This is a genomic window from Prochlorococcus sp. MIT 1341, assembly GCF_034092415.1.
Classification (GTDB): domain Bacteria; phylum Cyanobacteriota; class Cyanobacteriia; order PCC-6307; family Cyanobiaceae; genus AG-363-P08.
This window is the reverse complement of sequence record NZ_CP139304.1, coordinates 1,646,400-1,663,999: the sequence shown is the minus strand read 5'-3', so window position 1 is coordinate 1,663,999 and position 17,600 is coordinate 1,646,400. Positions and strand designations below refer to the sequence as shown.

Sequence of the window (17,600 nt, the reverse complement as noted above, 5' to 3'; positions counted from 1 at the left end):
TCTTGAATACATCTGTGAGGTGGAAACAGCTTTCTCTGGCCAACAGTTTGTTGCTGATGCTGAAAATCTATACAGAGAAACAAAAGAGAAGCGTATGCAGCAAGGAGGCTTTTGCTTTTCACCCACTACCCCAAGCCCCACAAAGGGTAGTAAGAACATTACACAAATGAACAAAGATGCGACTTGCTTTTATGAGTTTAAGATAATTCTTTGATTTAGCTCGTGAATATCAGCAAGTAATACCATCACATGAAACAACAGAGATTTTACGAGACTATCCAGATATGCTTAATGGATGGTAAAAAGCTAACTAGTCGATTTTCCAATGCGATCAAGTCGAAAATTACCGTCATGGCAAGATTTTTTGAAAAGTGCCACTACTGATTATAGTGTTTCAGGTAGTCTGGAAGATGTTTTTAAATGGATACAAACCATTAAGGATGAAATTTCAATTGACATTCAGAGAATTCATCTAACGCCATTAGAAGGTTGGATATATGATGCTGATGAAGGATGCATAAGGCATGAATCAGGAGGTTTCTTCAGAATAGAAGGAATCAGAGTTAAGACAAATTTAGAAAATATCAGCGAATGGGATCAGCCAATAATCAATCAGAATGAAGTTGGATATTTAGGATTCATCGTCAAATCATTTAATGGTGTATTGCATTTTTTGGTTCAGGCAAAGATAGAGCCTGGGAATATTAATTACGTTCAACTATCACCAACACTACAAGCAACACGTAGCAACTATATGGGGTTGCATAAAGGCAAGAAGCCAATGTATCTTGAATATTTTCTCCGGGCTTCGCCTGAAAATATCCTATTAGATAACCTTCAATCAGAGCAAGGAGGGAGATTCCTAATGAAGAGGAATCGAAATATTATTATTCAAGTAAAAGAAGAAATGAAGCTTGAGCATGGATTCAGATGGCTAACCCTGAATCAAATTAAGTCACTAATGAAGTTTGATAATACCGTAAATATGGACACTAGGTCAGTTATTTCTGGAATCAGGTATTCACCTTTTACTCTAAATAGTTTATCAGAAGTTGATAATGTACCCCCAACCCTTTCCTTAAGTAAATCAATATCGATAGGTTCCTTTACGGGCATGGGTACACCCCTATATGATCTTGATCAGATACTTAACTTCATCACAAGAGTCAAAAGTGAAAGTACTCTCGAAGTAGAAAAAATAAAGCTATCGAATATGCGTGAATGGTCTGTAACTGACGAGCAGATAAGTCGAGAAGATGGGAAATACTTTAGAATTTTTGGGGTATCAGCCTCGATTGGAAGTAGAGAGACGCTCAGTTGGCAACAACCAATAGTAGAGTCTTCGCAGAATGGAATTTGTGCAACTATTGGGAAAATGATAAATGGAATATTGCACTTGATTGTGCAGGCAAAGCTAGAGTGTGGCAATAGAGATGTAATAGAATTAGCACCTACTGTTCAATGCCTCACAGGAAGTTATCTTGGAGAAGATGGATACTGCGTACCGTTTCTTGAATACGTTTTAAATAGCGGTACAAATCAAAGGTTAATAGATTCTATGCAATCTGATGAAGGAGGTAGATTTTATAAAGAAGAAAATAGAAATATTTTCATCGTAGCAAAAGATGATTTCAATCAGGACCTTCCTGATAACTATATATGGATAACCTTAGGCCAACTTTCTTATCTGAATCGATTTAATAACTTTTTAAATATACAACTAAGGAATATACTTGCCATGGTGCCATTAACATGAAAAATGAAAAGAAAATTCGAATAGGTGTAATTGGGCTAGCATCAATTGCCAAGAGAAGTATAATTCCTGAAATATTATCTCTACCAAATCATTATAAATTGTCAGCAATTTCGTCAAGGGATATAATTAACACGGAAAAAATAGCCGGGGAATATGGATGTAAATTTTTTCATGATTACAAAAAGCTATTAAATTCGAATTGTATCGATGCCGTTTACATACCACAACCTAATTCATTACACTTTAAATGTGCAATGTGTGCTCTTGAAAATAATGTCAATGTTTTATTAGAAAAACCATTTACAACTAACTATCAGGAGGCATTAGAACTTGTTGGTGTTGCTAAAAGAAAGAAACTTGCGATATTTGAGACATTTCAATTTAGATTTCATAGCCAACTTGGGTCAATATCAGAGATCATTCAGACAGGCCAATTAGGCGAGTTAAGAACGATCAGATCGTCATTTGGATTTCCTCTGTTTAATAACACTAACAATATTAGATACCAATCCAGTCTAGGTGGAGGTGCGCTCCTAGATGTGGGTTGTTATACAACAAAAATATCGCAGTTATTGCTGGGGGTAGGTTTGTCAGTTAAATCATCAACCTTACACACTCCAAAGGGCTATGAAGTAGATATGTGGGGTGGAGCACACCTTGAGGAGAAAGGCTCTGGTATTGTTGCTTCCTTAGCATTCGGGTTCAACAATTTTTATCAATGTAACTTAGAAATTTGGGGCCAAAAAGGGAAATTGTCGACCTCCAGGATATTTACATCACCTCTAGATATGAAGCCTACATTACATCTAGAGAAAGAGTCGGGTTCGGAAAAAATTGAGCTTAAAAAAGATAATCAATTCAAAAATATGCTCATTTATTTTTACAAATTAATTTCTGATCACAAATTAAAGGATATTGAGTCTTTAGAAATATTGGATAATATGAGATTATTGGATGAGATAAGAAAACTTTCCAAGAAGTAGATTATTTCAATACTGACAAAAGTGTCGTCTCGATAGCATACTTTAAGTACTCTAATTGGTTATTTGATTGCCCAAGCTCTGTATAGATAGGAAGTCTGACAATCCGATTTGCCAGGTCTTGGGTTACAGGTAGGTCACTAGGCTTATAGCCTAACTTCAAACCCATAGGTGATGAATGTAGTGGAGAGTATCCGACATATGCAGATACCTTGAAATCTTGCTGCAGAAGAGAAATAAAATAATTTCTCTTCTGATGACTTTCAAAAACAATATAATATGCGTGATGGTTATATTTGTCTTTTTGAGATTCATCAATCACATTGACTTGATTCTCAAATTTGCGCAAAATTTCGCTGTATAATTGAGTAACATTAGCCCTGCTACTCATAATAGTTTTTTCGTCTTCCAATTGACCACAAAGAATGCTGGCAAGGATATCAGATAGCAGATAACTTGAGCCATAGTCTACCCAGTGATACTTTGATAGTTTTCCTTGGAGGACATTTCTTCTGTCAGTACCTTTTTCTTGCAATATATAAGCTCGTTCAATCCATTCCTTATTATTAACTACTAATGCTCCTCCTTCTCCACAACTAATATTTTTTGTTTCATGAAAGCTGAAGGCTATCAAATCAGCTTCAGAAGAACACCATTTACTATTGGAGTCTAATGAGCCGAAAGATTGAGCTGAATCGACCAATACTGGTATTGAATACTTGTTTGAAATTTCTTTAATTTTATCTAGCTCGCAAGGGACACCTGCGTAATCAATTGGGAGTAACAACTTAGTTTTATTAGTTATTAATGGTTTTATTTGGTTAACATCTATATTCATTGTGCTTGGATTAATGTCACAAAATATAGGCCGCGCACCAAAAAGCATTATGGAGGTTACGGTAGATGAAAATGTATAAGATGGAAGTATGACTTCATCACCAGGCTTGAGACCGGCTAACATTGCTCCCATTTCTAAAGCAGCCGTGCAGGAAGGAACTAGGAATATCTCTGATGTATTATATTTCTCTTTGATTAATTGAATTGACTTATTGGTCCAATCATAATTACCACAGTGCTTTCCCGATCGATAGGCCTTTAGCATGTAATCATTACATTTAGTTGATATATATGGCTTATTAAAGGGTATAGTTAAAGGTTTTGGCATTTACAAAAGGCAGTTATTACAATATAAATATCTAATCATTAGCTTATTATAACTTTGTTACCTTAAGTAATATTCTATGAGGCCTATTAATCATGGATCTTTTCAAGGTAGGTAAAGTAAGTAGTGATTGTATCTGTCTTATAAAGGAAGTTTAAACATGTTACAGTAATGAAAGATGGAAATATGCATTGACCAATAAAAAAAGAATTGCTGTAGTTGGTTCGGGACTGGCAAGCTTTGGTGCCTGTTCGGCTCTTTCTGAAGATGAAAAAATACTGGTAGACATATATGATATTGGGCTAACAAAGAAAGAATTATTTTGTACAAACAAAGCTGTGCCTAACAGCAAACTCTATAAAGGGTCATATTTTGCATATGGTCTAAATGATAATCGATGGTCTAGGAAGATTCATAGTAAGAGAATATGCTCAAGTCACGCATGGTTAGGGTTCAGCAATGTATATAGTGGTTCAATGCTACTTCCTAAAAGTGACGACTTAAGTGAATGGCCTGAAGGTTCACAACCGAAGCAAATCGATGTTGATCACATAATCGACTGTCTAGAACTAATAAGAGGAGAAGATGATTTAGATTATTTTTTCAACATTAGTAGCAAGAATGAAATAAATACTAATGATGAAAGGAAAAAGGACGAAGCTGACCTAATTTTAGGACATTCACGTATAGCAATTACTAGGAATGTAAAAAAATCGGGTAAAGAAATGATTACACCATTTAAACCTGAGGGGTATTTGAAAGAACTTATAAGATCTAGTTCATTTAATTATATCCCAAACTGTAATGTTCTATCCATAAAAGGAACTAAGAGTGGAAATAAGATTATATTTGAAAAGTATAATACTGAGCTTAACCAAATTAGCCATGAAGAGTCTAGGGTGTACGATGGAGTTTTATTATGTGCAGGCTGCATAAATACAACTGGAATTGTAGATTTAAGTATAAGATCATTAAACAATAATATCGATAAAACCACTTACTATTCGCTTTACTCAGCACCGATATACCTTCAGGCATATCTAAATCTTAGCATAAATAAATCATCTAAACATTCGAAAATAAGAGGTAGCGAACTCTGTTCACACTTTTTAGAAATGCGATCACAAAGTACAGGTAACACATGGTGTCATACTCAGTTAGGACCAATTAATAGTGAGATCACAAGGCAAATAAAGTCTAAGTTACCTAAAATAATTTACCCTATTTATATTTGGGCTACAAGTTTTATAAAATTTTCAATAACTTGCTACCATTCAAATATAGGAATACCCAGCTTGATAGTTTGCAATACCAAAAGAACTAATGAGCGCTACATTCAAGAAATGACTATACGTGAAAACAAGAACCGTTCTCCAAAAAAAGCATTTTATGAGTTATTTAAAAGCGTGCTAATCAAATTCAATGAATTATTTTTAATCCCTATACCTTTTACTTCGTTGTTATCACAGTTGCTCAGAGGTAATCAGTTAGGGGGATGGCACTTTGGAGGAACGACACCCATGAAAGAAAGGCCTGTAGAACTATCTGATTGTTACCCTTCAGGAGAAGTATTCGGTTTGCCTGGCGTATATGTAGCTGATTCTGCTGGTTTCCCCTCAATCCCAGGTAGTACTATCGCGTTATTGATAATGACAAATGGTAGGAGAGTTGCTAGAGATTGTCTAAAGAAAATTCATGGATCAAGTGAAAAAGATTTTTAGCAGTGAAGAAGGTCATAGTTTTCTAAGTTAAGAGATTACGGATTAGAAAAAATGACAACACTGCCCATAATATCATCGTAATGATTCCTATTATAAAGGGATGAAATGCTAAATATTGAAGAATGGAGGCAAGTAAAGTAACGCTGATCAAACATATGATTTGAACTAAAGAGTAAAGGACAATTATTTTTCTGCTGTATTTAACCTTAAAAGTTATTTTAGAATGAGTAAAGGAGTTTAAAAGAACACCTAGTAAGCCAGCCAAGAAAACGGCATTTTTTGCAGGTTGTCCTTGTAAAAGAATCAATGTATACAAAAATAGATAAACAACCTCACCTCCAAGGCCGACAAGAATAAATCGAAAAAAACTGTATCTTATGAAAATACTTTTTATACGCTGTATAAGTGAAAGGGTTAAGAGATGCAAAAATAGTAAAGAGGAGAGAAAGAAAGTCTACTTAATAACTAACAAGTAACCTTGATAAAATTAGAAAAGTTTAATATGGTTAAGGGGGAGGGTAAGATTACTCTATAAAAAGTTGGCTGGAAATATTCTGGCTTAGCGCAAAAGCTACTTAATGCTAGAATTTTTTTTAAAATCGAGTTATCATGAGAATTAGCCGAGGGAACATATATCATTCAATCTGGGAAGACGCGTCATCCTTGATTATAAGTCTTGTAAATGAAAATGGATGCAAAAGGGCTAGTGAGAAAACAAAGAGTAAATCAAAGGAAGCAATAAAACGACTATATGGTGATGTGGATGTCGCCTTATTCCCATATGCACGAACAAGTTTTTACGCATGTCTATCTTCCTTAAATTTGGAAGTTGGAACTGAAATTCTAATAACACCATTAACAATACCTCCAATGTTAAATATTATTTATTCACTTGGACTTAAACCATTATTTGTAGATATAGAGCTTCAATACTTTAACGTCTGTACGAAGGATTTAAAAGCTAAGATAAATTCAAATAAACCAGCTTGCATTTTACTGACTTATTTATTTGGCATAGTACCAAATATTGACGAAATAGTAGGGATTTGCAATGAGGCTGGTATTGTGATTTTTGAAGACATTTCTCAAGCGATTGGAGCTGAATTTAATGGAATTCCTTTAGGCATGCATGGTAAGGCTGGTTTCTATAGTTCATCCATCACCAAATACGTCGACAGCTACAATGGGAGCTTTATTATCTCTAAAGATAGGCGCTTTGTTGACAAGTTAAACAAATTATCATCAACCTTAATCTCCCCTGATAGTTGGCGTATTAGGAAAATAATATTAAAAACATTGATTTGGAATATTGCTTTAAATAAGCATATTTTTAAATTTATAACCTACGATCTCCTTAATATTATTCGGAGACTAAATAAAGAACTATTTGATAATCTACTTGGCCCTACTACAGGTTTCAAACTATATAAGAATTTACCAAATTTTTACTTTGAAGATATAAGCAAAGTCCAATGTGAAAAAATGATAATTTATCTCGAAAAGCTTGAATGCCTAATTTCGGAAAGAAGGAAGATGGCAGAAAAAGCAGTAAAAGCTTATAAAGGAAGAAAAGTTAGTATGCCAATTGGTGGCAATTCCTTAAACACAAAGGATACATTTTGGCAATTTATAATACCTGTCGAGTCAAGAAACTTGGCACAAGAGACTTTATTTAAAAATGGATGTGAAACGGGAACCTCAAACCTGTACAATATCGCAAAAGAATCTAATGAAAAGCTATCTGGACCAGATGCTGTAAAAAATAGCCATATATTTATCCCATTGCATAAACATTTAGATACCGGCGATTACGATAAGATTTTTAGACAATTAGAAAAGATGGGACAACTTAAGTAAAACATTTTTGAAATTCTTATTTTTTCTACGTATGGGATATATTGCAAGACTTAGTGTTCTACCTCTATTGCCTAAAAGGAGGAGTTATAGCTTTCTGGATGATATAAGTTGGACGATCCTTTACTGAATCAAATGTTTTACCTAAATAAAGTCCGATGACTCCTAAAACCATAATAATCATTCCTGTTGACATGAAAATAGATATAGACAAGGTTGCAAATCCAGAAACAGTAAGCTTTCCCATTAAAGCCAATAAAAGATATATAAATGCTAGAGAAATTGAGACAAAAGAAGCCAAGAAACCAGATAGTGCAAATAATCGCAAGGGTTTATCGGAGAATCCTATAGTGATGTTAAACGCTAACAAGATTAATTTTAAAATGCCATATGAGGATTTACCTCTTTGACTAGTGCTGTGTAAAATTGGTAATTTTTTAGTTTTAAACCCCACCCAATTTACCATCGCCGGGAAATATTTTATTTTATCTTTCATCTGCAAAACTGAATTAATTACCAGTTTGCTATATATACCAAAGTTGGCAACTCGTGGATCTTGATCTGTATCTGTAAGATAACTAAAGCATTTATAGAATAATTTAGATGTTAATCTTTTCAAATAATTATCTCTTCTTTTTTCTCGCAAGGCAAGAACTACATCATAGCCTTTCCTTGCTTCATTATATAAATTGACTATCTGGTCAGGTGAATCCTGTAAATCGCAATCAATTACAACAACCCAATCTCCACTTGAGTAACTAAGTCCTGCCATTATTGCATTATGTTGTCCAAAGTTTCTAGAGAACTTGAGACCTATAACTCTAGGGTCTCTAGCGCATTCTTTCTCTATCATAGTCCATGAATTATCTCTGCTACCATCTTCTACAAGTATAATCTCAAATTCGACTTCTAAGGCTTTACAACTTTTGGTGATTTCTCGAACTAATGCTCCTATACTACCTGCCGATTGATATACAGGAGAAACGATGGAAAGCTCCAAAAGATTCAAACTTATGAGTTTTGGCTATTATACTAGCTAATACATAATTTTGTTTATTAATTGACCAAGGTAAACTATAATAGGCGCATAAATAATTGAGTAATTACTCCTCTATGCCTGGTCTTTTTTCTATTGCTCTTACTTTGGGCCCAGTAGAGATAGGCTTAATCTTATTTTCTGGACTAGGGTTTTTAGTAATGTTTGGAATCAGCTCTGCAAAGGGTGGTTATCAGGATTTAATCAAAACCACATTGGAGAATGATGAATCCAGAAGAAAAAAGAACTTGAGCAAGAGGAATTAAAGCCCTAATGCTAATACTTTTCCAACCCTGCAACGTCTATCTCTAATACATCTACATTCCAGACTCAATTCTATTTAAAGATTTCTGAAGTGCCATTTCAGCTTTTCGAAGGGTCAGCAGACCGGAACTACATTTGCTACCTTATGAAGTAAAACTTGAGCCGTCTCGAAACCTAAAGCATTATTTTCGCCAGAAGTTCTTGATATAGCTGAAATCAATTGTTGTCTAATTAAAAGTTGTAGGTTAGTGGTAACAATGGTTCTGAGCAATCTTAATAAATATCCTCTAGTGTTATTGGCTACAGAATCTGAGTATTATTGAATTTCACATAGAACATATTTTATCAAGCATTTAGATATTCAATTGAAGGACGTCAATAGATAGCTAGGGCTATAATTATCAATAGACTTAATCAGGTACTTAGCAAAAGTTAGGTGACTAAAATGGAACCTGGCAAACAAAATGGTTTATCTTAGAAGAGGTTTATAAAAATTTGACAAGCAATGCATAGATCTAACCTTAAACAGAATGCGGCGTATTTGCGGGTTTGCGCGTATTTCCTTTTTTCATATTTTTACTACAGTTTTATGGAAAGATTTTCTCCTTTGGGTATATCATGGAGACCGTATCACCTCGAGCGAGTTACAAATGCTATAAGTCACATAATAAATAATTCAGCGTTAATAAGGTTTGGGTTTACTAGCTCTGATAAAACATTAGAAATAACATCTCACTCGAATTCCTATCAAACAATAACTGCCTATTTGGTTTCAGCTATAACATACTTACCTCATGCAGTAATAGGAAAATTCGATTCAGCAATTCAATTAGAAACTTATGGTCCTATATATGACTATATTTGGATATGTTGTATAGGGGTAATCGTCTCAGAATTATCAATAATGATCATTTGTGCATACAAATCGATTGAGAATTTATATATTGGTCCAGCCACATTTATTATATTTTTGAGCAGCCCATGGTCTTACAGAATGATGCTTGGACCATGGAATGAAGTGCCTTTCCTTGGATTTTATCTTCTAAGCCTTTTACTGTTCTGGAAAAGGCTCAAAATAGCAGGGATTGCTTCATATTTTATTGCAGGGTTAATTTCTTGGTTATGGTCTCTGATAATTAGCTTCTTCTTTATTCTAGAATACATTCTTTCACAAATCTTTTCTGGTCGTAGGCAAAGAGATCTAAATCTCCTGCCACAAGGGTTTCAGTCAAAAAAGGAAAGAATGATATATATAATGATTGGAATAATTCCAACACTAATTCATTTTTCATCATTAACTATTGCCAGACTTTCAGATACTATAGTGCGTAATACTGGATCAAGTGGTATTAATAGAATTGGTCTAGATAGCCTTGGAAACATACACCATGGTGGAATACTTGCCGCAATGCAATTTCTCGGCGGAAATAGATTAAGCGTCTGCCTTGACAAGGGATACACACATGGTCTTTATGAATTAAGCGGAAAGATCGGATTGTATAATTGTGGTCTGAGTATAATAGGAATGCTTTGCTTATCATTGGTATCTGTAGTAGGAATAATATTTTTAGCAAAAAGAAAACGGGAAACTTTATGGGCTTTCATTCCGTTAGCATGGACATTTCTAAGCTTTTGCATGCTTTTTCAGCAAAGTCTTGCAGTTCATTTACTAGGGCATTCATTTATATTTAGCTATTTTTTTGCTTTAGGAATGATTGGGATCATAAAAATTGTGGCTAGTAAATTAAGCAGCCGTATTGTGAACCAAATCATCTTTTCGATGCCATGTGTGATTGGAGTTATCATTACATCTGCAAGAGTAAGCTACTTAACCGGGGTAAATGGCTAATTTTTCAGTACATAGAGGAATAACCTCTTAAAATATTTTTAGGCATTAATAAATGGAGATAAGGCCAGTTAATGATAGAACATTTCAAGAGAGGAATAATTAAGATGAAATTCTGGGTGTGTTATAGTGAATTGATATTGAAGTTTCTAATTCAAAGTGTATACAGTCGGAATATGCAATAATGAAACTGCCTCTGCTTGCTTATTTAAGAATGGTGTATTAGTTTCGGCGGTTAGTGAAGAACGTTTTAGCAGAAAAAAGCTTGACAATAGATTCCCTAAGCAGTCAATTGACTATGTACTAGGAGAATCAGGCCTAACATTAAATGAAGTAGATATTGCTTATGCTTGGTACAAAGGATTTGAGCCTAAATTACTAGTTAATTATCTAGATAGATATGATCTTTTATCCTCAGTTGAAGCAAAGTCAATCTACAAAGAACGTACAGAATGGGATTACAAAAGAGACTCACAAAAGATTTTAGAAGTGGAGAGATGGAGAATAGACAATTCATTATGCTCAAGATTTTATCATTATTATCATCATGAAGCACATGCAGCCAGCGCTACATTACTAAGCCATTTTGATGAAGGAGTTTGCTTAATTTCTGATGGGCGTGGAGATTTTGAATCGCTAACTGTATGGATTTTTAATAGAAAGGCTGAGAAACATCCTTTAAAAAAAATATATTCTATACCCACATCTGACAGTCTTGGGTATTTCTACGGGAGGATAACTGGCCTCCTTGGTTTTAGTCCAATGAGGCATGAAGGTAAAATAACTGGTCTTGCAGCCTATGGAGATCCCTATAAAGCATTACCTCTTATGAAAGAAATGATAGATTTTAAAGATGGAAGATTATTGTCAAATCTTGGTGATTTATATATTCCATATTTCAAACCTTATAGTAACATTCTAATGGATCGTATCAAGTTATTCAAGAAAGAAGATGTAGCTGCTGCAGCTCAACTACACCTTGAGACATTAGTTAGTGATTTACTTCTTTATGTGTTCAATAAAAACAATATATCGCCATCAAATTTAATGCTTGCCGGAGGCGTTTTTGCCAATGTGAAGGTTAATCAGGTGATCAAGGAATTGCCAATTACTAAAAATATTTTTGTTCAGCCACAAATGGGAGATGGAGGGCTCTGCCTTGGAGCATCTGCCCTTGCCCAACACCAAAAAGGCTTGAAGGTTCAGCCTCTATCTACAATGTATTTAGGGCCAGAAATTGATACATCGAAATTCATAAATGACTTCCAAAAGGACTATAAATTAACTATATCATTTCAAGAAAATTGTATCCAATCAATCTGCGCGGATCTTCTCGATCACAAACTCACTGGTTTAATTAGAGGACGTATGGAGTTTGGCCCAAGAGCTTTAGGACATAGAAGCATATTATTCAGTACAGCAAATAAAGAGTCTAATCAACTAATCAACGAGCGGCTTAATAGAACGGAATTTATGCCATTTGCTCCTGTGATTAGAGAAGAGGTAAGTTCTAAAGCCTTTCTAGATTTCCATGAAAGAGACATTAGCTTAAAATATATGACCTCAACTATCAACTGTAGAGATTCCTTTTCAATAGAATCGCCTGCTGTTGTTCATATAGACCAAACCGCAAGGCCACAAGTTGTAACAAAGGAGTCTAATAGATTCATGTGGGATTTGCTGCTTGAATGGGAAAAATCGTCAGAGGAAAAGTGTCTAATAAATACATCCTTTAACACACATGAAGAGCCAATTGTCTGTTCTCACACTGATGCCATAAAAGCATTAAAGGAAAATAGAGTTGATGTAATATATATAGATGATTATAGAGTTGTAAATAGAGAAACCTGAATTAAGGTTAACAACACCATCTGAATTCGTATGTCTTCTAAATCCAAGTTCTCTATCGGTGAGAAATCAAGTATGACGACGAAGTATGAGGGGGTTAGTGCTATTTATTTTTACAGGCTTCTTTCAAGGATTATTAAATTAGGCAATTTGAAAAATACCGATAAAGTAATTTTAGATTTTGGCTGTGGTCATGGAAAACTGAAAAAGATGTTACCTAAATCAAAGGTGATTGGATATGATGTTATTCAGGAATATTCAGAGGTAACTAACTGGAGAGATATTCCATTTGAAATCTTTGTTGCAAATCAAGTTTTTTATTGCATGGAATCATATGAAGTAGATGAAGTGCTTAAAGAAGTCAAAAATAAAAATCCCTCTACATTACTTTTGATTGGCACAAGCAGAAAAGGCCTTCTAAATAAGATTGGAATGTACTTACTAAACAAAAAAGATGCTCACAAGGGATACAAGCTAAGCCCAAATGAAGAACATTTACTCCTAGAAAAACACTGTAATCTTGTCTCTAAATGTTCAGTATTTTTACTTGCAGATGTTTACCTTTATGCTTTCAAGTAGTCCAACAACTATTAACTATTAAGGTCTAGAAATAGCATCTCACTTATTTCCTCGTACCCTTTATTAGATCTATAATATTTGGCCAAGCATCTAGCAATTCCTTAATAGCTTTCCTGTTTGGTGTATATGCAATACAAGAAAAGGCACTAACCAAATACCAAAAGAACCACCAACGACTCGTGGCATAAACAGAAAAGAATGAAAATAGAAAACCACCTATGAACAAAAGAAATAAAAATCGATTAATAATTTCTAGTGGTGATTTTCTTAATCTTCTAAAAAGTTTCTTATCTGATCTTCTTTTTTCTGCTTCCTCTATCTCTTCACTTCTTACTCTGGACTCTTCCTGATCCAAAGCATCATTGGCCTTGATCAGTTCTGATATTTTTTCCTCAGTAATATTCTTGAAGGGATCAGAGCCCTCTTGGTTAGAAGTCATAAGTTTTGAATTGAATTTGCAGAGCTTGAAACTTGCCTTCCATAAACAGACTATCTACGGATGAACCTCTAAAACAACTAGAAAAGGTTGAACTCGAGATCATTAATGCCCCCCTGCCCTGAAAGCCCCCCAGTAACGGTCTAAGGATAAAGCAATGGTCTATATGGACTTGTAATCCAAGTAAATTAACTATTGGTTTTCAAAAGCCACCAAGCTGGAGAGGGGCAAAGCAGTTGATCTTGCCAGCTTTCTCACCCCCAATCTATACACAAAGATAACGAAATGCATACATTCGACTGATAGGAACAGCAAACAAGACCGAAAAAGAGCAACTTATATTATCCGAATCATTCCCCCATGAGTGACGTCCTCTAGTAAATAATGAAAACTTCCCTTGAATGTTCACAGAAAATCGCAAATTTCTACCTCAATTCTGTTCAACCTTTTTAGACTTACCGCTAAAAAGGAGCGACATCAGCTATAGGGCCATGCCCAGGCAATCTAAAACATTAGAAAGAAGTCACGATCGCCCCCATGCCAGCCACCACGAGCGTGTTCGAATCACCTACAGCAAAAACTTTCGCTGAGTTTTCACAACGAGCTGACTATTCGCTGATGGATTCACTCCACGCGGATCCTCAAGCGACAAACGATGGTCACGATTACAAACCTCGACAAGTTTTCTCCGGTCATTACGTGCCGGTAACCCCCACTCCAATTCCAGAATCTGAATACATCACGCACAGTAAAACCTTATTTAACGAGCTGGGGCTGAGCCATGAGCTTGCCCACGACGAACAATTTCGCCGTTTATTTTCAGGCGACATCACTGTGGTACGTGAACCAATGCGTCCTACTGGTTGGGCAACCGGCTATGCCCTATCAATCTATGGCACTGAATACATACAGCAATGCCCATTTGGAACCGGCAACGGCTACGGCGATGGTCGGGCAATTTCCGTTTTCGAAGGCCTCTTCAAAGGCAAACGCTGGGAAATGCAACTGAAAGGAGGAGGGCCAACGCCTTACTGCCGTGGCGCCGATGGACGTGCCGTACTCCGGTCCAGCGTGCGAGAGTTCCTGGCACAGGAGTATATGCAGGCCCTCGGAATTCCGACCTCACGCTCTCTGACACTATATGTTTCGCGGTCCGAAACAGTACGTAGGCCCTGGTACGCACTTAACTCCAGATCCATCGATCCCGACATCGTGGTAGACAATCCTACAGCAATAGCAACACGTGTCGCACCGTCCTTTCTTCGTGTCGGGCAGCTTGAATTGTTTGCCCGTCGAGCACGTAGCAATAGCCATCATGATGCACTTAACGAGCTGCGGATGCTTGTGAAGCATCTGATCAAACGCAACTACCAGCAGGTCATTGATCCGAGTCTTAGCTTTACTGATCAAGTAATCGAGCTGGCCCACTTGTTTCGCGGACGGCTCACATCGCTCGTAGCCAACTGGATGCGCGTTGGCTACTGCCAAGGAAATTTCAACAGTGACAACTGTGCCGCGGGTGGCTACACCCTCGACTACGGCCCCTTCGGATTCTGCGAACTGTTTAATCCCAAATTTCAACCCTGGACAGGAGGCGGGGACCATTTTTCATTCTTCAACCAACCAATTGCTGCCGAAGCCAATTATCAGATGTTCTGGGCAGCCATCCGACCTCTCCTTAATGGCAACATGCAGGCGCTTGCAAGGCTGGATCGAATTCGAGAGGACTTCTCGGAAGCTATGAATAAGGAAATCGAGACCATGTGGGCAAAGAAGCTTGGGCTGATGAGCTATGACGCAACACTAGTGAACGAACTACTGCAGCTTATGGTTCTTTCCAATGTGGACTACACGATCTTTTTCCGAAAGCTCTCTCATATCCCAAAGGAACTTACCCCCTTAAAAGAGAGCTTCTACTTGCCTAGCTCAGAACAAGTTGATAGGCAGTGGGGTAGCTGGCTGCAACAATGGCGAGATCGCATCAAAAGCTACGGTGACCTCAGAGTGACATCTGAAGCTATGAAAGGGATTAACCCCAAGTACACCTGGCGCGAGTGGATAGTCGCACCCGCTTACAAGAATGCTGAGCAAGGTGATTACAGCGTCATCAAGGAACTACAGACTGTGTTCAGCAATCCCTACGAAAAACAATCAATTGAGATAGAGATGACTTATGACCAACTAAAACCCAAGAAATTCTTCAACGCCGGAGGTGTATCCCACTACAGCTGTTCGTCTTGATAGGACAAAAAAGGTTGCTAACTTTTGCTGAAAACCTTGCACTAATTCCAGCAAGATTCGAAGCCTCAGCAAGCACTTTATTCTCTTTTCTTGCAATGACTAAAAAATATCTCTTCTTGACTGATGCAAACTTCCCTTTAATTAATCGCAAACAGTCTATGAGAGCCCTCTAGATATACTCAAACTCCTATTTACTTCAATTAAGAATTAGAGTTCTTGAGAGTAGATGCACAGGATAGTTAAATTTGCTTTGGTTGGGCTAATCAGGAAGATCCTTTATATTCTTCTCTATAAAATATTTACGTCTCCAAGTTTTTCCTTCCAACCGCTGTGCTTACAAGTGGGTCAACATGTATCCTTAAAAACAGTTATGGCGATGCTAGATATAGTTTCAACCGAAATATACTTTTAAATTTAGAAGGTATACATATTATTCAAATACTATGTTTAATAGTAAATGTGATAATTGCAGATGCTTTGACTAGAATAAGCGATAGTTCTAATTATATAGCTATTGCTACGACATTGGCTTTGTTTCTTATATAATATTCTATGCAGTTTACTTCTAAAATTCTTTGTTAAAAATATAAATCTAACACAGTATTAATCCTTTCGGCTATTTTATATGCTAGAGACTCGGGCATATCATTAAAGATAGGGAAAGAGATATTTTGTTTAGAGAAAAACTCAGCATTAGGGAAATCTCCTTCCCTATAATTAAGATCCTTATATGCTGGCATAAGGTGAATTGGCGTTTTATAGCTAATATTAGTTCCAATTCCGTGTTCATATAGTCTCGCAGCAAACTTATCTCTATCACCTTCGAATAAAAAAGGGATAAGGTATTTTGACGTCGAAGAATCTTCAGGAGGAGGTAGTGGAGTTAAAAATGGAGAAGAAAGTGTGGCAATATAGATATCTAGAATTTTTTGTCTGTGATTAATTGAGAGGTCCAAACGAGAAATTTTTTTATTTAGGATGGCAGCATGAATCTCGTCCATTCTGGAATTATATCCATCAAATTGGGCTATATAGTCGGAATCAATTCCATAAAAACGTAACCTTCTAAGTTTTTGATTTAAAGCCTGGTTATCAGTGCATATCATGCCAGCATCTCCAAACCCTCCAAGAGGTTTTGTAGGATAGAAAGAGAAGCAAGATAAATCGCCAAAGCTCCCTACACTTTTATCTCCAATCTTCGAACCATGTGCCTGACTACAGTCCTCTAGCACGGATAATTGATGCTTAGAAGCAATTTTATTTATCACATGCATATCACATGGATAGCCATATAAATGAACAGGGAGAATTGCTTTGGTCGAAGGATGTATCGCATCTTCGATCAAAGCAGGGTCCATTAAGGCATTTTTTCCCACATCTACAAAGATAGGCCTTGCCCCTGATTGACGAATAGCTGAAACCGTAGGAATTGCTGTATTAGGAACAGTGATAACTGTGTGTCCTGATCCAATACCAAGAGATTTAAGAGATAAGAAAATCGCATTAGTTGCATTATCACAACCAATTGAATAAGCTGTCCCTATATATTTTGAGAATGTTTCTTCAAAGGATTTAAGCTGTTCTCCAAACAGCAAACATCCTGAATCGAAAACGGTATTTATAGCACTTAGATATTCCTCACGATAAAGTTCCATCTCATATGCATAAGTCCATGATGGGGTGTGAGAATCGTGAACCATTAAGCCTCTCTATCGGAGAAAGCATATCATATTCTTTCTTAATTAATTGCTTTTCTCTAGAAAATTCTTCTGATTTTATATCTTAAATTTATAGTTAAATAAAGGTATATAAGCACTGCGGCTTTAGAAGCTTTGAATCTTTTTACAGGTATAAGCTCTTTAATTTGTTTGGAAATC

At 36.1% G+C, this 17,600-nt stretch carries 13 protein-coding genes; 8 read left to right on the top strand and 5 right to left on the bottom strand.

The features are described 5' to 3' along the window. Nucleotides 1-325: 325 nt before the first annotated feature. The gene (locus SOI84_RS08450) at nt 326-1,756 is read left to right on the top strand and encodes an NDP-hexose 2,3-dehydratase family protein (protein ID WP_320674092.1); all 1,431 of its coding nucleotides are present in this window, start codon (nt 326-328) and stop codon (nt 1,754-1,756) included. After that, nucleotides 1,753-2,739 (top strand): Gfo/Idh/MocA family oxidoreductase, encoded by a 987-nt coding sequence (locus tag SOI84_RS08445; RefSeq protein ID WP_320674091.1) that lies wholly within the window; start codon nt 1,753-1,755, stop codon nt 2,737-2,739. The genes SOI84_RS08450 and SOI84_RS08445 overlap by 4 nt, the downstream gene beginning before the upstream one ends. Nucleotide 2,740: 1 nt before the next feature. Here the strand turns inward: SOI84_RS08445 and rffA are convergent, their stop codons facing one another. Continuing rightward, nucleotides 2,741-3,901: a dTDP-4-amino-4,6-dideoxygalactose transaminase gene (gene rffA / locus SOI84_RS08440; RefSeq protein WP_320674090.1), complete on the bottom strand. Its 1,161-nt coding sequence runs from the start codon at nt 3,899-3,901 to the stop codon at nt 2,741-2,743. A 188-nt stretch (nt 3,902-4,089) separates the two neighbouring features. Here rffA and SOI84_RS08435 point away from each other — a divergent pair, with 188 nt between their 5' ends. Further along, on the top strand, nt 4,090-5,619 hold the full coding sequence (locus SOI84_RS08435) for a GMC oxidoreductase (protein WP_320674089.1): 1,530 nt from the start codon (nt 4,090-4,092) through the stop codon (nt 5,617-5,619). A 22-nt stretch (nt 5,620-5,641) separates the two neighbouring features. On the opposite strand, the gene SOI84_RS10020 is transcribed toward SOI84_RS08435, so the two are convergent. Next, a complete protein-coding gene (locus tag SOI84_RS10020; protein ID WP_414153588.1) occupies nt 5,642-6,046 on the bottom strand; it encodes a GtrA family protein in 405 nt (134 codons plus the stop codon). Between the two features lie 236 nt (nt 6,047-6,282). Between SOI84_RS10020 and SOI84_RS08430 the strand changes: the two genes are divergently transcribed. Further along, entirely contained in the window at nt 6,283-7,476 is a 1,194-nt protein-coding gene (locus SOI84_RS08430) for a DegT/DnrJ/EryC1/StrS family aminotransferase (RefSeq protein WP_320674088.1), read from the top strand. Nucleotides 7,477-7,540: 64 nt separating this feature from the next. On the opposite strand, the gene SOI84_RS08425 is transcribed toward SOI84_RS08430, so the two are convergent. After that, on the bottom strand, nt 7,541-8,473 hold the full coding sequence (locus SOI84_RS08425) for a glycosyltransferase family 2 protein (protein ID WP_320674087.1): 933 nt from the start codon (nt 8,471-8,473) through the stop codon (nt 7,541-7,543). An 889-nt stretch (nt 8,474-9,362) separates the two neighbouring features. Here SOI84_RS08425 and SOI84_RS08420 point away from each other — a divergent pair. From SOI84_RS08420 to SOI84_RS08410, 3 genes are all read left to right on the top strand, one after another. After that, nucleotides 9,363-10,622, top strand: coding sequence for a hypothetical protein (locus tag SOI84_RS08420; protein WP_320674086.1), 1,260 nt, complete (start codon nt 9,363-9,365; stop codon nt 10,620-10,622). Nucleotides 10,623-10,778: 156 nt separating this feature from the next. Then, complete coding sequence (locus tag SOI84_RS08415) at nt 10,779-12,470, top strand: carbamoyltransferase C-terminal domain-containing protein (RefSeq protein WP_320674085.1); 1,692 nt, start codon at nt 10,779-10,781, stop codon at nt 12,468-12,470. A 30-nt stretch (nt 12,471-12,500) separates the two neighbouring features. Beyond that, nucleotides 12,501-13,046 carry a class I SAM-dependent methyltransferase gene (locus SOI84_RS08410; RefSeq protein WP_320674084.1) on the top strand — a complete coding sequence of 182 codons (546 nt, stop codon included), beginning with the start codon at nt 12,501-12,503 and terminating at the stop codon, nt 13,044-13,046. A gap of 43 nt (nt 13,047-13,089) precedes the next feature. On the opposite strand, the gene SOI84_RS08405 is transcribed toward SOI84_RS08410, so the two are convergent. Continuing rightward, nucleotides 13,090-13,485, bottom strand: a complete 396-nt coding sequence (locus SOI84_RS08405) for a DUP family protein (protein ID WP_320674083.1) — start codon at nt 13,483-13,485, stop codon at nt 13,090-13,092. 534 nt (nt 13,486-14,019) lie between these two features. Between SOI84_RS08405 and SOI84_RS08400 the strand changes: the two genes are divergently transcribed. Then, the gene (locus SOI84_RS08400; protein WP_320674082.1) at nt 14,020-15,723 is read left to right on the top strand and encodes a protein adenylyltransferase SelO; all 1,704 of its coding nucleotides are present in this window, start codon (nt 14,020-14,022) and stop codon (nt 15,721-15,723) included. 578 nt (nt 15,724-16,301) lie between these two features. Here SOI84_RS08400 and SOI84_RS08395 read toward each other — a convergent pair. Then, entirely contained in the window at nt 16,302-17,423 is a 1,122-nt protein-coding gene (locus tag SOI84_RS08395) for a DegT/DnrJ/EryC1/StrS family aminotransferase (protein WP_320674081.1), read from the bottom strand. Nucleotides 17,424-17,600 lie beyond the last annotated feature (177 nt).

What these genes read in the sequence shown, in the direction of transcription:
- SOI84_RS08450 (WP_320674092.1), top strand. Translation starts at nt 326, where the DNA reads ATGCGATCAAGTCGAAAATTACCGTCATGGCAAGATTTTTTGAAAAGT.
- SOI84_RS08445 (WP_320674091.1), top strand. Translation starts at nt 1,753, where the DNA reads ATGAAAAATGAAAAGAAAATTCGAATAGGTGTAATTGGGCTAGCATCA.
- rffA (WP_320674090.1), bottom strand. Translation starts at nt 3,901, where the DNA reads ATGCCAAAACCTTTAACTATACCCTTTAATAAGCCATATATATCAACT.
- SOI84_RS08420 (WP_320674086.1), top strand. Translation starts at nt 9,363, where the DNA reads ATGGAAAGATTTTCTCCTTTGGGTATATCATGGAGACCGTATCACCTC.
- SOI84_RS08410 (WP_320674084.1), top strand. Translation starts at nt 12,501, where the DNA reads ATGTCTTCTAAATCCAAGTTCTCTATCGGTGAGAAATCAAGTATGACG.
- SOI84_RS08405 (WP_320674083.1), bottom strand. Translation starts at nt 13,485, where the DNA reads ATGACTTCTAACCAAGAGGGCTCTGATCCCTTCAAGAATATTACTGAG.
- SOI84_RS08400 (WP_320674082.1), top strand. Translation starts at nt 14,020, where the DNA reads ATGCCAGCCACCACGAGCGTGTTCGAATCACCTACAGCAAAAACTTTC.
- SOI84_RS08395 (WP_320674081.1), bottom strand. Translation starts at nt 17,423, where the DNA reads ATGGTTCACGATTCTCACACCCCATCATGGACTTATGCATATGAGATG.